The following is a 16959-nucleotide window of genomic DNA, read 5'->3' on the forward strand; positions in this document are numbered from 1 at the left end:
AGATTACCGAAGACGCGTGACTGTTTGCACGCTTGTGTCGTGTTACGTAACCAGCATGAATATGGCTTGCAGAGTGTCTCCATTACGTTGCTTGCTTCCCAGTCATCTGTGCCGCGTATGCTACATCCATAATCACTGTCAACCGCTTGAGCAAAGGGGTCTTATGCAGGAACTCGAGGAACGCATCCGCAAGGAAGGTACCGTTAAGGAAGGCAACGTACTTAAAGTAGACGCTTTTCTCAATCATCAGTGCGATGTAGCACTTTACGATGCGATGGGCAAGGCTTGGGCTGAGCATTTCGCCGGCAAGAACATCACGAAGATTCTCACGATTGAAGCATCTGGTATTGGTATGGCTTGCGTAGCTGCACGTCATTTTGGCAACGTGCCGGTGGTGTTTGCGAAGAAAGCGCAGTCTATCAATCTTGATGGCGACCAGTACGTGACTACTGTGTACTCGTTCACGAAGCAGCGTGAATTCCCAGTGATTGTGTCTCGTAAGTATCTTGGCCCCGAAGATCACGTGCTGCTCATTGATGATTTTTTGGCCAACGGTAAAGCACTGCGTGGCCTGATTGATATTTGTGAGCATGCCGGTGCCACTGTTGAAGGTATTGGCATCGCTGTAGAAAAGGGCTTCCAAGGCGGCGGCGATCAGCTGCGCGCAGACGGTTATGACGTTGATTCACTGGCGATTGTTGAATCGATGGATCCGAAGACCGGCGACATCGTGTTCCGCCACTAAGTCATAAAGCACTTACAACAACGAGAAAGAAGAGAAGAAGAGAGGATTACTGTTTTGTCGCAGAAGAAGCAATCTGAAGCTGTCTCTTTTGAGGCTTTGAGTAGCTTGGACGCGCCGATCTCATTTTGGAAAGGTATTCCGTTCGGCTTGCAGCATGTGATGGCCATGTTCGTGGCGAATCTCGCTCCGATTTTCATTGTCGCCTCTGCTGCGAAGATGAATGCTGCACAATCCGCAGCGATCATTCAGGCAGGCCTTCTGGTTGCAGGCTTGGGTACTTGCCTGCAGTTGTACGGCGCGTGGCTGATTGGCTCTCGTCTGCCAATGGTTACCGGCATCTCGTTCACCTATGTTGCGGCGGCGTGTGCTATTGCTGCTGATAAAGGCTACGGTGCGGTTGTTGGCGCGGTGATTGTTGGTGGTTTGCTTGAACTTGTGCTGGGTTTGACAGCAAAGTACTGGCGTCGTTTTGTGCCGCCAATTGTCTCTGCGATTGTTGTGACGTCGATCGGTTTCTCACTGCTCAACGTGGGTGCAACAAGCTTCGGCGGCGGCTCAGGTGCGAAGGACTTCGGCAGCTGGCAGAATCTCACGCTCGGTCTGATTTCTCTTGTCGCCTGCCTTGCATTCCAGTTGCTGATGAAGGGTACTGCTAAGCAGCTGTCCGTGCTGTTTGGCCTTGTTGTAGGCTATGTGGTCGCCATCATTATGGGCAAGGTCGATTTCTCTGGCTTCCAAAACCTCTCGATCGTCTCCCTGCCGCAGTTCATGCCGTTCAAGCCTACGTTTGACTGGGGTTCGATTATTTCCCTCGGCCTGTTGTATGTCGTCTCCTCGGTCGAGGTGCTGGGTGACACGGCCGCGCTGACCAAGGTCGGCCTGAACCGACAGCCCACCGAACGCGAGACGGCGGGCGCAATCGCCGGTGATGGTCTGATCTCTTCCGTGTCCGGCCTGTTTGGTTGCCTGCCGCTGACCTCGTTCGCGCAGAACATCGGACTTGTGGCCATGACTAAGGTTGTTAATCGCAAGGTAATCCTCTCCGGTGGCCTGATTCTGGTGGTGGCGAGCTTCGTGCCGGCTATCGCTGAAGTGTTCAATTCGCTGCCGCAAGCTGTGCTCGGCGGCTGCACGATTATGATGTTTGGCAACATCATCCTCTCTGGCTTCCAGATGATCGCTGAAGCTGGCTTCTCGCAGCGCAACATCACGATCGCGGCGCTGTCGCTGACGATCGGCATCGGCTTCACGCAGGTAAGCGACATCTTCAGCCAGTTCCCGGCCCTGTTCCAGCAGATCTTCGCTTCGAACTGTATTGCTGTTGCTTTCGTTGTTGCGGTTATTCTCAACGCTGTTTTGCCTAGCGAAGAGCATTTCCTCGCTGTTCGTAGCGAACAATAACGAGCATACATTTGCCGTAGTAACTGCAGCGGCCTGTACAGAAGATTTATCATTATCAATGATCTTCTGTGCAGGCCGCATTATTGTTTATACTAGTAAGTGGTTCCAGCATGCATTCATCACTTCAAGGAGGAAGCCTCATGGCCGAAAACGCCTCACAACCTCGTATTTATCCAGAAGTTGGTGCAGCGTTGCTCAAAGCACGCAAAGAATGCGATATGACACAACAACAGCTGGCTGACGCTACCGGCGTATCGCGTATTACGATTCAGCGCATTGAGCAAGCGCATATCAATCCATCGTTCAAAACGCTTGAAGCGCTGGCTCACGGCATGGGACGCACGCTCACTATTAGCTTTGACTAGGCGCTCATGCCTAACGCGTGAATTCGCCGTGAACCACTGGCAACAATTTCTCGCTGACTTTCCATATACGCACACCAGTACAGCACAATAGTTGGTATGTATCGGGCGTAAGGAGATCCGCCATGGTTGATGACACTGTCGATTACACTGCGAAGATGGTTGAGCTCATTGACTTAATGCGTTTGATCGGCAATGATACCCAGCAGTGTGAAGTAAAAGAATGCTGTCGGCGTATTTCATCAACTATTACTGATACGTTGTCCGCATTTTCTAACGGTTCTGGCGGCTGGATTATTCTTGGGTTATCTGAAAAAGCCGGGTTCACTCCAGTTGAGGGGTTCAACGCACGTGCGATGCAGGAGGCGTTAAGCCAAGCATGTGAAAAAATGACCCCAGTAGTTCGCCCGGTGATCGTAACATGCCCATTTGAAGGCTCAAATCTGGTATTCGCGCGAATCGATGAAATGCTTCCACGTGATAAGCCATGTTTCTTGACTGAACAGGGCCCGTATAACGGTTCTTATATTCGCACTGGCGATGGTGACCGGCATATGAATTCGTATGAGGTTGACCGGCTCATCGAAGAGCATCTGCAGCCAACTTACGATTTAGATGTTGTTCCAGGAGCCACCATCGACGATCTTGATCCCACGCTCGTGAGCGGATTACTGACGCGTGTGCGCGAACAGCATCCGCATGTATTCGCTCAACGTACTGATACAGACACGCTGCTTGATTTGCAAGTACTTCGCCATGACGATTCGAGTACAACTGCAGTCGGTAGCTCACTGCGACCAACATTAGCGGGATTGCTGGCCTTGGGGCGTTACCCGCAAAAGTTTTATCCGCGCCTCGGTATCTCGATCGCAGTATTCCCCAGTACGGTCAGAGACGACGTGTTTCGCGGCGACGAACGTCTTGTTGCTTCAAAATCAATTGTTGGCCCAATTCCAGTAATGATTAACGACGCAGTCGAGTCTCTCATGCATTGGATCGGCGCGAAGAAACCTGATTATCCCCCTGTTGTACTGCGCGAAGCAATTGCGAACGCATTGACACATCGCGACTATTCCCCTGACGCTCGTGGCACACAAGTGCGTATCAGTGTGTTTACGGATCGTATTGAGATTGCAAATCCTGGTGGCTTGTACGGAACAGTTACGCATGATGTGCTCACTGATCCGCACCCTGTATCAGGAACACCATTGCAATCAACTCGTAACCAGTTTCTGTTCGCGCTGCTTGAATCAACCCCTTACCCTGATGGCGGATATGTGAATCCAGAAGGCGGAGACGGTTATCAACGTATTGCTGCAACCTTGCGTGAGGCTGGTATTGAACCAGCTACTACTGTGAATACGATTAACACGTTTACCATGACGATTACCAAGCAGCGCACGGCACGGCTGGGCTCCCCCAGTGACATCTCTAAAGCGATCACAACCGTGTTAGAACGTCACTCGGCGATGAGTGCAAAGGAGATCATGCGTGAGCTGCAACTCACTCCACTTGCTGCCACAACTGGACTCCGTGAATTATTACGCGAAGGCCGGGTCATCCCAGTGCGATTCCAAGATGACCCGGACCAACGGTACCGGCTAAATATCGGTCAGGCCTCATAACCGGCAAACAAGGCGAGTGACACTGTCGGACTTATGCCTCAGCAAGTTGCGTAGTCGCCATAGCAACGTTCGTGGGTCGCATCCTACGCACTCGTCCCACCGCGAGTCCAATGCAAACAAACGTCACCGCGTACAAAGCAACAATACCAATGCCGTTCAGCCAGCCGAGGGTATTTGACCCGTCCATGCCAACGCCAAGAGCCGCATCAATCGACGACGTGTACCACCAGCCAGGTGTCAGTTTGACGAACGGAATAATCGAATCGGGCATCATACTGATCGGGAATGCGATACCCGACGTGAACAGGATAAGCAAGCCGAACACGTTCGCAAACCCATTGGCAGCCGTGTCGGAGGCACCGAACTCGCCGAGCATAAACCCGCAGCCGACGCACATGAGGCTGAATACGCACACCGAGCCAAACGCCATCGCAACGCCAGCCACTGGCAATGCGGTTGGATCTGCTCCGGCAGCAATCGTCAATCCCAGCGCGGCAAGCAGATAAGCCACACAGATCAGCAAAGCAAACACGCACAACACTCCCATGCGTTTGAGCCCAATCGACGCTGCCACCGGGGATGCGGTGAGCCTGCGCCGCAACTCTCCGGCACCGAACACGCGCGCCACCAAGCTCACACAAACACTCAGCGTGAGAAATAGCGGGTACAGTGCAGTTTTCATAGTGTCGCCGAATCCCGATGCAACCGGATTCACCATGCCAGCATCCTGCTCATCCTGTGACACAACCCGTTCCACGCTCACCGGACGGTTGACCTGCGTATCGTGCGCTGTTGTTGCAGCATGTTGAGCCGCATCATGTACATCGTCCATCGTCAAGTCCGTCAGCGTACCTTGTGGCAGCGAGTTAATATCAAACGTGGACGAGCTGTTCATATACTGCGACCAGTCGCCCGTATCCCCCGTGTTCGGGTTTGCAGGCATACCTGCCCCTGCTTCCCCGCTGTTCATGGCACCCAACGTGCGTTCAGTCCACGCTTTGAGTTCCGCCTCATCAATATGCGCATGTTCGCCAATCAACGCGATTCGGGTGAGTGAGAGGAACCCAGTCACGTTCATACCGCCGATCGTGCCGGCTCCCGATGCGTAGCTGGTGACCGTCTCAACTTGCGGCATATCCTCGCCGGAACGCGCAGCCTCAAGGAACCGATCCGCATAACCATTGGGAATAATGACAATCAAATCAGTCCAGTTCGAGGCAACCGCCTGCTGCAACGACTCAGAGTCATCGTCCAGATCGATCAGCGTGGCGGATTCAGACAAATAATCACGTAAAGCGTCGGCGATACCTCCGTGGTTCTTGTCTCGATCTATGACCGCAACGTTGACTTTGGCTGGCTCATACGTATCGACTACCTGCCGGTTGGAGGCGACGATCTGCGACCAGCTGAGCGTGAACATCATAATGCCCATGAGTACGAGATAAATGATGATGTATGTTCGGTGCGCAAGTAGCACGCGCACCGTGGCCTTACAAGTGTTCATAGCGTTGCCTCCTGAGCATGATCACGCCGGCCGCAAGGAACACTGCGCTCATTGCAAGCAGGATTGCGCATGTGCGGACGAACGGTTGAGTGCTGTCGAAATACATAAGCGAATAGAACAGGTTGGTTACCTGTTGGGCAGGATTGATGGCAGCGAGGAGCGGTGCTTTACGCACAATCAGGTCGCTTAATTCCATTGCGAATCCGCCGTACAAGCCGCTGAACAGTGACAGTCCGCAGGCGATCGCGGTGGACATGCCTTGTTTGACACCGGTTGTGAGTTTGGGGATTGCGCCGATCATTGTGCCGAACGAGCAGGTCATAAACGAGGCGACTACTACAGCAAGCACGGCCAGCGGTTCGCGCCCGCCTACTGCAATGCCGCACCCGTAGCGAATGTAGGCAAGAGCAATGAGCAGACATGTGCAAGAGCACAACCATCCGGCGAGGAATCCAGCAAGCAGTTGTTTGGCGCGCCCGAGTGGTGCGACAGTACGACGGATACCAAGCGCAGAGAGATTCGCCTGTGCAGTGGTGACCGTGTGAATCATGTAAGACATGGCGATTAGACAGGCCATGCCCATGAGCGCGTAATAGTATCTCGCCATCACATCAGGTTTGAAATTGGTGAGTTGGACTTCTTTCGTACCGTTCATGGCCGATCCGATACCGTTCCAGAACGTGCTTGTGATGGCGGCGGTTGGATTGTCTTTGAGCGCGGTGCGCACGGTCGCACTAGTGCGATTGTACTGATCGATTACATTGTCGAGCGCGGCAAGAGAGACATCGAGTCCCACGTCCTGCGTGCCGTTGTTGGCGGTGGCGACAGTGTCAGAGCCGAGCGTCAGTTCCAGTCGACCATTGTTGTCAGCGGCAATAGTGCCATCGGTCTTGCCTTGGTTCAGCAAGTCGCGAGCCTGAGTAGCGGAGTCGACTTCAGTGATGTCCAGCAGCTTCACACCGATGTCAATGTCGCCGATAGTTGCGTCAGCATTGTTGTTGCCATCTGTGGTGTTGTCTACTGTTGCGTTGGTGCTGGCCTGTTTGCCAGCGAGCGCATCAATCAGCGTGCTTGCACCGACTGCGTTTGTCCAATTCGTATCTTGGACGACAGCGACGGATACTGGAGTGATGCTCATGGCTTTGTCGAGTCCGCCGAACACGCCGTTAAACATGGTTGCCAGCGCAATCGGGAACACAATGAGCCAGAACAGAGCGCTTTTATCACGCAGGTTCGTTTTCAGAGTGACGATGAAGGTGCTCCACATGGCGTTCTCCTTTCTTTGAGTAGAGGCGGCGGGGCTGTCTAGTCTCGCAGCGCCTTACCGGTCAGCTCGAGGAACACGTCGTTCAAGGTTGGAGGCCGGCTGGTCAAGTGTCCGAGGTTTGCGCCTCCCGCACGCAGCACGCCAATCAGATCGACAAGATTGTGGTCACCGCGCCGGCATCGTACCGCTAATTCGTGTCCGTCATACGTTGCTTCGATCACGAATGCGAGCGCGCGTACTGCTGCGAGCGCGTCGTCGGTCAGGTCGAACGTTTCGATGGTGATGCGCTCCCCTGTGTCGATCATGGCTTTGAGCTCGTCGGCCGTGCCGAGCGCAAGATGGCGACCGTGGTCCATGATGAGGATGCGATCGCAAATCTGTTCGACTTCCTCCATGTAGTGACTGGTGTAGATCACCGTTGCGCCGGCCTGGTTGAGCTTTTGGATACCTTCCAAAATCGCATTGCGACTTTGCGGGTCAACAGCCACAGTTGGCTCGTCGAAGAAGATCAGGTCAGGCTTGTGTGCGATACCGCAAGCGATGTTCAGGCGGCGCAGGAGACCTCCAGAGAGTTTGCCTGGGCGGAATTTGCGGAAATCTTGTAGTCCTGCAAATTCAATCGCTTCTTCGACCAGCGGTGCACGATCGGCTTTCTTTGGTACGTACAGTGAGTAGAAGTAGTCGATGTTTTCCGTGACGGTCAGTTCGTTGAACACGGCGACGTTTTGCGGGACGATGCCGATACGACGCTTGAGCGCATACGAGGTCGGTGTCATCGGCTGGCCGAACACGCGAATGGTGCCAGAGTCGTACGTTAATAATGCCAGGATGCAGTTGATTGCCGTAGTTTTGCCGGAACCATTAGGGCCGAGGAGGCCGAAAATCTCGCCTTGCTTCACGTCAAGATCAAAGTAGTCGAGCGCGACCATATCGCCGTAGCGTTTGACCAGTTGACTGACGTGGACTGCCGGTGTCTCGTTGATGTCGGTCATGTCCGCTCCTTTCCTAGTGGATATGATCATCATCGCGCTTGCCATGCAGTAACACCACAGTCATCCGTCACCACTTCGCCGCAAGACAATGACATTTGTCATGAGTTTGTTGAAGTACCGTATTCTGCTCAATCCCCGGAGCCGACTACCATAAAAGCATGATTATCTTGCTAGAAAAGGCTATGCTGCTTGCCTGCGGGACGGCGGTAGCATCATTTTCTGGCTTTGATATCGCCCTATTGATTGGCCTGCTGATAGCTATTTCTCTCTCGTGTATCAGCGAATGGCTGATAGCTCGCCAATCTTCTCCGAAAATATCTGCCCTGCCAGTTGGCTGTTTCATAGTCGCTACAATGCTTATGCCGCACTGGTGCGTGCTGCTACCAGTTACTGCTTATGACACATTGCGATTACCGGCGATTATGCACGATGCTCGTGTCGATTATGCGATCAAGTGTTTGCCGTTCGCACCGATCATGAGTGCGATGATAAGCGTGTCAAGTATGCATGATCGCTGGATGATACTGGTAACTATGCCGCTTGTTGCGCTTGGCATGATGCTTGGTCGATCTCGTACAACAGTGATGCAGTTACGGCAATCGCTGCGCCGTACGCAGGATTTGACTCGCGATAGTAACCGTGTGCATCGTCGTCGTATGGCTGATGTTGCCGAAGAACGATCTCAGTCGATACGTGCAGCAACGCTGAGTGAACGTACGCGTATTGCGCGTGAAATTCATGACAATGTAGGGCATTTGCTTACCCGCGCAATTATGCAATCACAGGCTGGCAAAGCGGTTGCTGATGCGACCAATAACCCAATCGCAGCACAAAGTTTTAGTGAACTGAATGCCACGCTGAGCGAAGCAATGACGATGGTTCGTCGCTCAGTGCACGATTTGGAAGACGATGGTACCGATTTTGCGGCACAAATTGCTGACGCGGCGCACACGTTCGGTGACGCTTCTGCCGACTTCAATGTCATGGTGTCCAATGACATTATCGATGCGCCAGCACCAGTTGCGCGTTGCTTTGCAACCGTGATTCGTGAATCGTTGTCGAACGTGGCACGACATAGCGAAGCAAAATCAGCAACCGTAACATTGCGTGATTTTCCTGCCCTTTGGCAGCTCATCGTCCAAGATCCTGGACCTGCTAAACCATCGACTCCCGCGTATAGTGAATCCGCTCCTGCGGATACTGAGGTATTTCGCGGCATGGGTTTATCGGATATTGAATATCGTGTGCGTTCGCTTGGGGGCACATCATCATGCGGACCGTACGGTAATGGTTGGCGTGTGTTTGTCACGATTCCGAAGCAACAGTGGACCTACCATAATCGTGGTGAGTGATTATTACAGGCATTTTGTCAGTACTGCTCAGCGAATTTCAACGTCCAAGGAGCAACGATGAGAACAGCGATTGTGGATGATGATCCAATCGTATGTCAATCATTGGCGACGATTCTGACAGCAACGCAAGTGGCTGACGTATTATGGACGGCGAATGATGGCAATGCAGCAGTAACCCGATATTTTGAGTCACCTTCAAACCGGCCTGACGTGTTGCTCATCGATGTGCAAATGCCTGAGAAAGATGGTCTCAGTGCGGCTCACGAGATTTTGAGTAAAGATCCCGGCGCAAAAATCTTGTTCCTGACTACGTTTGCAGATACGTCGTATATTACGCAAGCTGTAGCGCTTGGCGCGCGCGGCTATCTCATTAAACAGGATGTTGCGTCAGTTGGCCCAGCATTGCAAGCAGTAATGGCCGGGCAAATCGTACTCGGCGCTGAAGTATTAGACAAGCTTTCCGAGCACTCAGCTTCAAACAATCCAGCCGCTGTGCATAGTACAGCGGAAACATCTTCTGCACTGCCATCTGCTGCACATCTCGCTAATCATACTGCTGATCGTGCTGCGTTACAATCACTGCCACAACGCGACCGTGATATTGCAGCGCTTGTTGCCGAGGGACTTGATAATCGTGACATCGCTGCCAAACTATTTCTCAGCGAGGGTACTGTGCGTAACCGCATCAGCGGCATCCTGGAAAAAATGGGACTGACAAATCGCACACAACTTGCGATCCTGTGGCTTAACGCGCACCGGTAAGCCCAATTTGCCGGTATCACCGCAAAGCAGCATACCGGCAAATGCAATCAACTATTTTTGACGACAATGCTGTCAACGGTGTCAGCAACACGCTCGCAATCATCAGCACACTGTTCAAGATGACGGTATACGTCATGCCATGCAAACACTTGTAGCGGATCATCACAGGTAGTGTGCAATGTGCGCATCGCTTCAATAAACACATGATCTGCGTCAGTTTCAATCGTGTTGATTGCAAACACATGCTCGCGCAACGTTTTCGAACGCTTAAACTGCGGCAGTTCATTAAACAAGTCAGACAGTCGGCCACAAGCGCGTACGATCATGTCAGCCATCTGCAACGAGTCTTCGCGAATAACTGTTACGTTGTCGTAGTACATGCGGTCTAGCACGCCTTCAATGCTGTCGGTTACATTGTCAAGCACGTGACTGAGCTCAGCAATATCTTCACGGTCAAAGGGCGTGATGAATGCAGTTACTAGTTCATCCATCATGGCGTGACGTACACTGTCAGCATCTTGCTCGATACGATGCATCGTGTCCATGTGCTTGCGCAGTCTCGTTGGGTCATAGTCATGCATGACGTCCGACAGTAGATTTGCTGCTTGGCATGCACATTCGACGCTCTTAGTAAAGCTATCGAAATAGAACGCGTCATTTTTTCTTGCCATTGAAGTCCTCCTGAATGCTGGCTAGAACACGAACATAAAGAGTTTGGCCATCGCGAAGCTGATGATGCCGCATCCGGGGAACGTAAATACCCAAGTGAGCATCATGTCGCGGACCACACCGAAATTGATTGCTGACAGGCGACGCACCGCACCAACACCCATAATCGCGCTCGTTTTTGTATGCGTCGTTGACACTGGAATACCGAGCACAGTCATCAGCAGCAGGCACAGTGCGCTGGACAAATCAGCAGAGAAGCCCTGATATTGTTCAAGACGAACCATGTCTTGGCCGACAGATTTGATGATGCGCTCGCCGCCAACTGATGTGCCAACGCCCATAATCGCACTGCACAGGATCATTAGCCACACTGGGATAACTACTCCGGCAACACTTGACTGACCGTTGCAAAATGCCATGCCGAGGAACAGCACGCCGATAAACTTCTGACCATCTTGTGCACCGTGCATAAAGCTCATTGCGGCAGCACCAACGATTTGTGCATAACGGAAGAATCCATTGGCTCGTCTACGGTCAATTCCAGCACAAATCAGAGTGACAACTTTGCATACGATCCAGCCCATGCCAAAACCGATGAGTAGGCTCGCGAACAAACCATAGATAACCTTGACCCATTCATGCATGTTGATGCCGCTCATGCCGCCCTGGATTGCAATCGCTGCGCCAGATAGGCCGGCAATAAGACTGTGGCTTTCAGAAGTGGGAATGCCGAGCATGGATGCGCCAACGCTATAGACGACAATAGAAAACAGTGCTGCACATAATGCAATCAATGCAGCATGCGTGTTACCGCCGAAATCAACCATGTTAGAGATTGTGGAAGCCACCGATGCGTTGAGTTGCGTCATCACTAGTACGCCGAAAAAGTTGAGTACCGCGGCCATAATCACAGCTGGCCGAATGCGCATACATCGGGTGGTTACGCAGGTGGCGATGGCATTGGGCGCATCAGTCCAGCCGTTGACAAAGATGACTCCCAGTGTCAGTAGCGTGGTAATAGCCAACGCTGGATTAGAGAACACTTGTTGGATGAAGTATGACAGCGACACATCCAAGGGGAATCATCACCTTCTTCTTCGAGGGTCGGATGACCAAATCGGACACAAACACAATGATTCTAACTGATAATTAGCTACGTAGTTTACCAATTCGCAGTCGTGTTGCACTTTTGTGACGCGGAGCGTGACCAGGAGCGAATCAATCAACAGTATGAAGTCCACAAAGCATTAAAAAATAAGGGTTTTACCAAAATCAAGGATTGAGGGGGCCGCTCCTGGTCACGCTCCGCGTCACTAGAGATGATGTTATTTGTGTCGTATTTCATCCCAAGAACAATAAATGGTCCTCGAGGATTTTCTCCTCGAGGACCATTTATTGATTCGCTAACCTAGAAGGTCAGGCTACATCACTCGTTGTCGCCAGCGGTTGCAGCGGTAGCGGTGACAGCGCCCTTCTCCTCGGTGTTCAGACCAGAGTACACCCAGTCGGTGTAGTCCGGGTGATCGTAGCCGTTGTCAACTGCGAACTGGAAGGCTTCCTGACGGAAGTCCTCGAGCTCCTTGATCTTGTCGGCGTACTTGTCGGCGTCGATCATGCGCAGAGCCTCAGCGGTCAGCTCGTAACGATCGATGCGGTTCACGCGAACCATGTCGTACGGCGTGGTGGTGGAGCCTTCCTCCTCGTAGCCGTGGACATTGAAGTTGTCGTGGTTCGGACGATCGTAGATCAGGCCGCGCACGTCGTGAGCGTAGGAGTGGTACGCGAACAGCACCGGCTTGTCAGCGGTGAAGATGTCAGCGAACTCTTCGTCGGTCAGAGCCTCGTCGTTCTCCTTAGCGGACTGCAGGGAGAGCAGATCAGCCACGTTGACAACCTTGAACTTGACGCCCAGTTCCTTCAGCTTGTCGGAAGCAGCCATGATCTCCTGAGTCGGGACATCGCCAGCAGCGGCAAGCACAATCTCAGCCTCGTCGTTGGTCTTCGCGGTGGAAGCCCAATCCCAAGCAGCAGCACCCTTCTCGAGCTCAGCGCGAGCTTCGTCGAGGGTCAGCCAGGTGGCAGCCGGCTGCTTACCAGCGATGATGGCGTTGATCTTGTTGGTGGACTTGTAGCACTTCTCAGCGATAGCCAGCAGCATGTTCGCGTCGGTAGCGAAGTAGATGCCGATGACGTGATCGTTGTGGAAGCACTTGTTCAGGAGCACGGAGGTGACACCCGGGTCCTGGTGCGAGAAGCCGTTGTGATCCTGACGCCACACGTGAGAGGACACGAGCAGGTTCATGGAAGCGATCGGCTTACGCCACGGGATCTCACGGACGGTAGCCTCGAGCCACTTGGCGTGCTGGTTGAGCATGGAGTCGATCACGTGCACGAAGGACTCGTAGGAGCTCCAGATACCGTGACGACCGGTGAGCAGGTAAGCCTCGAGGAAGCCTTCCATCTGGTGCTCGGACAGCTGCTCAACGACCTGGCCGGAGACGTGCATGTGCTCGTCGACCTCGTCGGAGATGTAGCCAGCGTCCCACTGCTTGTTGGTGACTTCGTAGGAAGCCTGCAGACGGTTGGAAGCGGTCTCATCAGGTCCGAAGATACGGAAGTCGTGCATGTTGGCAGCGAGGACGTCGCGGGTGTAGACACCCAGACGACGAGTAGCCTCGAGCTGGCCCCAGCCGTGGCCGTACTTCTTGACCTCGGTGACCTCGTAGTCCTCGAGCTTCGGCAGCTTCAGATCCTTGCGGATCAGACCACCGTTAGCGTTCGGGTTAGCACCGATACGCAGCTCGCCCTTCGGCATGAAGGCGAGGACGTCGTCCTTGACAGCACCGTTCTCGTCGAACAGCTCTTCCGGCTTGTAGGACTCGAGCCAGTTCTTGAGGACCTCGAAGTGAGCTTCGGTATCGCGAGCGGAAGCCAGCGGCACCTGGTGAGAACGCCAAGAGCCCTCGGTCTTCTTGCCATCGATGTACTTCGGGCAGGTCCAGCCCTTCGGGGTGCGGAAGATCAGCATCGGGTAGAACGGACGGTGCACGTTGTCCGTCTGAGCGGTGGCCTTGATGTCGCAGATCTCGTCCCAGATGGTCTCCCACAGCTCGGCGAAGCGGCGGTGGATGGACATGTGATCCTCATCGTCGAAGCCAGCGACGAACTCGTACGGCTCGTAGCCCATGCCGTGGAAGAACTCGTGGAGCTCTTCGTCGGAGATACGGGACAGGATGGTCGGGTTAGCGATCTTGTAGCCGTTGAGGTGCAGGATCGGCAGCACGATACCATCGGTGCGCGGGTTCACGAGCTTGTTGGACTGCCAACCGGTAGCCAGCGGGCCAGTCTCAGCCTCACCATCACCAACGATGGCCGGCACGAACAGGCTCGGGTTGTCCATCACAGCACCGTAAGCGTGGGACAGAGCGTAACCGAGCTCGCCACCCTCGTGAATGGAACCCGGGGTCTCCGGAGCGAAGTGGGAAGGAATACCACCCGGGTAGGAGAACTGACGGAAGAACTTCTGCAGGCCAGCCTCATCCTTGGTGATCTTCGGGAAGGTTTCGGTGTAGGTGCCATCCAGGTAGGACTGGGAGGTACCAGCCGGGCCACCGTGGCCCGGGCCCATGATGATCACGGTGTTCTGGCCGTGGTCAGCAATGAAGCGGTTGATGTGGCCGATCAGGAAGTTCAGACCCGGAGTGGTGCCCCAGTGGCCCACCAGACGGTGCTTGACGTCCTCGCGGGTGAAAGGCTCCTTCATCAGCGGGTTGCTACGCAGATAGATCTGGCCGATGGAAAGGTAGTTGGCAACGCGCCAGTACTTGTCAACGCCTTCGAGGGCTTCCTCGGAAACCGGAGCGTTGAGCTTCTTCCAAGGGGTGCCAATAACAGGACTCGTCATATGTACTCCTGTACTCCTGCACTGTGTTGTGCGATTGATTATTATCGGTAGGTCATGGGCACGGCTGGGCCTTGCGATCCTGCCGTTTCCAATCCCAATCACTTTGCATCATACGAGCGATTCGCGACTTTTGGCCGATTTTTTGCGTGTGTGTTCGAAAATGTTGCAAAAATCTAACCTTTTGTTCGCTTTTAATGGTGGTTTTGTGAATGTCAGGTTTATCGTTCATCTTCCACAAAATGGCTATATTCCGCGCAAAATCAACGATTCGACTGTTTTCATTGCGTTCGTTTCTGCGTGAAGACACGCGCGTGTTGTTCAAACGAACATAACGGGATGTCACATTCACTCGAATACGCGCATACGCACACCTTCATGTCACAATGTCGCCTTGCGCCGCCACAATGGATGAGTTATCCGTCCGTCATCATCTCGCATATATAAGGGAGAATTCATGGCAACAGGTCCTGTGCTCGTCGTTGACTTTGGAGCCCAGTACGCTCAGCTCATCGCGCGTCGCGTACGCGAAGCCGGTGTGTATTCCGAACTCGTGCCCCACTCCATGCCCGTTGACGAGATCCTTGCTAAGGATCCCAAGGCCATTATCCTGTCCGGCGGCCCCGCATCCGTGTTTGAACCCGGTGCTCCGCGCGTTGACGCTAAGCTCTTTGACGCTGGCGTGCCTGTGCTTGGCATTTGCTACGGCTTCCAAGCCATGGCGTATGCACTTGGCGCAGATGTCGACAAGGCAGCACTTGGTGAATACGGCAAAACTGAAACCAGCATCGATCACGCAGAAGGCATTCTCGCTGGCTCCCCCGCCGAACAGAACACGTGGATGAGCCACGGCGTGGCTGTCAAGACCGCGCCTGCTGGTTTCGAGGTCCTCGCCCACACCGAAGGCGCCCCTGTTGCCGCCATGCAGGACGAATCCCGCAAGCTCTATGGCGTGCAGTGGCATCCGGAAGTCAAGCACACCCCAATGGGCCAGCAGCTCATTGAAACGTTCCTGCACCAGTGCGCTGGACTGCCCAACGACTGGGACGCTTCCAGCATCATTGAAGATCAGGTCAAGAAAATCCGCGAACAGGTCGGCGACGCTGAAGTGATCTGCGGTCTGTCCGGCGGCGTGGACTCTGCTGTTGCTGCTGCTCTGGTACACAAAGCTGTCGGCGATCAGCTCACCTGCGTATTCGTTGACCACGGTCTGCTGCGTAAGGGCGAAGTTGAACAGGTCAAGCACGACTTCGTTGCTGCTACCGGTATCCGCCTGATCACTGTCGACGCTGCTGACGACTTCCTCACCGCGCTCAAGGGCGTTTCTGAACCGGAGCGCAAGCGCAAGATCATCGGCGAAAAGTTCATCCGCACCTTCGAAAAAGCCCAGCGCCAGGTCCTCGAAGAAGCCGGCGCCCGTGGTAAGGAAGTCAAATTCCTCGTGCAGGGTACCCTCTATCCCGACGTCGTCGAATCCGGTGGCGGCGACGGTGCAGCTAACATCAAGAGCCACCACAACGTAGGCGGCCTGCCTAAGGACCTCAAATTCCAGCTTGTCGAGCCGCTGCGCACCCTCTTCAAGGACGAAGTGCGCGCCATCGGTACTGAGCTCGGTCTGCCTGACGAAATCGTCTGGCGTCAGCCGTTCCCAGGCCCAGGTCTCGGCATCCGCATCATCGGCGAAATCACCAAAGAACGCCTCGACCTGCTGCGCGAAGCCGACGCTATCGCCCGCGAAGAACTCACCAAAGCCGGTCTCGACCGCGACATTTGGCAGTGCCCCGTCGTACTCCTCGCTGACGTTCACTCCGTCGGCGTCCAAGGCGACGAGCGCACCTACGGCTCCCCCATCGTCCTGCGTCCCGTCTCCTCCGAAGACGCCATGACCGCCGACTGGTCGCGCCTACCCTACGACGTGCTCGCCACAATCTCCACGCGCATCACCAACGAATGCCGCCAGATCAACCGAGTCGTCCTCGACTGCACCTCGAAGCCCCCAGCAACCATCGAATGGGAGTGATTGAATAACGGAGTGTCCTCATTGTTGCTCCTCGGTCGACGTACCTTCGTACGCCTTCCCTCGGTGCGTCTCGAGGACACACACGTTATTCAATCCCTCTCAAATAGCAGGCGACGATGGAGCGTATACCGACTTTCCTCGGCGCTCGACGTGCTCAGCACGCCTTCGGCCTCAGACGTCGGTCTCCGCACACATCGTCGAATTTCACCGGATGATCATCTGAAAAGTATGTGAAAGCGGGTCGGATCTGTGAAAGATTCGATCCGCTTTCACATACTTGGATGGGTGCTGCAGTCATCAAAGAAGCACGAAGATTCATGTCGTACCCTCTACCTCCTTGCAGACACACGTCACGTGAC

At 54.0% G+C, this 16959-nt stretch carries 13 protein-coding genes; 7 read left to right on the forward strand and 6 right to left on the reverse strand.

All coding sequences use genetic code 11. From position 1 onward, the window contains the following. The first annotated feature begins 163 nt into the window (after nt 1–163). The 4 genes from D2E25_RS00995 to D2E25_RS01010 all read left to right on the forward strand — a co-directional run bounded on the left by D2E25_RS00995 (nt 164) and on the right by D2E25_RS01010 (nt 4133). Nucleotides 164–745 (forward strand): xanthine phosphoribosyltransferase, encoded by a 582-nt coding sequence (locus tag D2E25_RS00995; protein ID WP_125979192.1) that lies wholly within the window; start codon nt 164–166, stop codon nt 743–745. Nucleotides 746–799: 54 nt separating this feature from the next. Further along, nucleotides 800–2146 (forward strand): nucleobase:cation symporter-2 family protein, encoded by a 1347-nt coding sequence (locus D2E25_RS01000; RefSeq protein ID WP_125979193.1) that lies wholly within the window; start codon nt 800–802, stop codon nt 2144–2146. 140 nt (nt 2147–2286) lie between these two features. Next, a complete protein-coding gene (locus tag D2E25_RS01005; protein ID WP_164514648.1) occupies nt 2287–2511 on the forward strand; it encodes a helix-turn-helix transcriptional regulator in 225 nt (74 codons plus the stop codon). Between the two features lie 122 nt (nt 2512–2633). Next, entirely contained in the window at nt 2634–4133 is a 1500-nt protein-coding gene (locus D2E25_RS01010) for an ATP-binding protein (RefSeq protein WP_125979195.1), read from the forward strand. A 31-nt stretch (nt 4134–4164) separates the two neighbouring features. Here the strand turns inward: D2E25_RS01010 and D2E25_RS01015 are convergent, their stop codons facing one another. The 3 genes from D2E25_RS01015 to D2E25_RS01025 are packed head-to-tail and all read right to left on the reverse strand — an operon-like array spanning nt 4165 to nt 7926. Then, nucleotides 4165–5637, reverse strand: coding sequence for an ABC transporter permease (locus D2E25_RS01015; protein ID WP_125979196.1), 1473 nt, complete (start codon nt 5635–5637; stop codon nt 4165–4167). Beyond that, entirely contained in the window at nt 5624–6904 is a 1281-nt protein-coding gene (locus D2E25_RS01020) for an ABC transporter permease (RefSeq protein WP_125979197.1), read from the reverse strand. The genes D2E25_RS01015 and D2E25_RS01020 overlap by 14 nt, the downstream gene beginning before the upstream one ends. Before the next feature lie 38 nt (nt 6905–6942). After that, entirely contained in the window at nt 6943–7926 is a 984-nt protein-coding gene (locus D2E25_RS01025; protein ID WP_125979759.1) for an ABC transporter ATP-binding protein, read from the reverse strand. 488 nt (nt 7927–8414) lie between these two features. Between D2E25_RS01025 and D2E25_RS01030 the strand changes: the two genes are divergently transcribed. Then, nucleotides 8415–9248, forward strand: a complete 834-nt coding sequence (locus D2E25_RS01030; protein WP_241216894.1) for a sensor histidine kinase — start codon at nt 8415–8417, stop codon at nt 9246–9248. Between the two features lie 57 nt (nt 9249–9305). Further along, nucleotides 9306–10010 carry a response regulator transcription factor gene (locus tag D2E25_RS01035; protein ID WP_125979199.1) on the forward strand — a complete coding sequence of 235 codons (705 nt, stop codon included), beginning with the start codon at nt 9306–9308 and terminating at the stop codon, nt 10008–10010. 47 nt (nt 10011–10057) lie between these two features. Here the strand turns inward: D2E25_RS01035 and D2E25_RS01040 are convergent, their stop codons facing one another. The 3 genes from D2E25_RS01040 to D2E25_RS01050 all read right to left on the reverse strand — a co-directional run bounded on the left by D2E25_RS01040 (nt 10058) and on the right by D2E25_RS01050 (nt 14583). Then, a complete protein-coding gene (locus D2E25_RS01040; RefSeq protein ID WP_125979200.1) occupies nt 10058–10681 on the reverse strand; it encodes a DUF47 domain-containing protein in 624 nt (207 codons plus the stop codon). A 21-nt stretch (nt 10682–10702) separates the two neighbouring features. After that, nucleotides 10703–11755, reverse strand: coding sequence for an inorganic phosphate transporter (locus D2E25_RS01045; protein ID WP_125979201.1), 1053 nt, complete (start codon nt 11753–11755; stop codon nt 10703–10705). 350 nt (nt 11756–12105) lie between these two features. After that, nucleotides 12106–14583, reverse strand: coding sequence for a phosphoketolase (locus D2E25_RS01050; RefSeq protein WP_125979202.1), 2478 nt, complete (start codon nt 14581–14583; stop codon nt 12106–12108). Between the two features lie 454 nt (nt 14584–15037). On the opposite strand from D2E25_RS01050, the gene guaA reads away from it, so the two are divergent. Continuing rightward, nucleotides 15038–16600 carry a glutamine-hydrolyzing GMP synthase gene (guaA, locus tag D2E25_RS01055; protein WP_125979203.1) on the forward strand — a complete coding sequence of 521 codons (1563 nt, stop codon included), beginning with the start codon at nt 15038–15040 and terminating at the stop codon, nt 16598–16600. Nucleotides 16601–16959: the final 359 nt, after the last annotated feature.

Source organism: Bifidobacterium goeldii (genome assembly GCF_003951095.1).
GTDB lineage: Bacteria > Actinomycetota > Actinomycetes > Actinomycetales > Bifidobacteriaceae > Bifidobacterium > Bifidobacterium goeldii.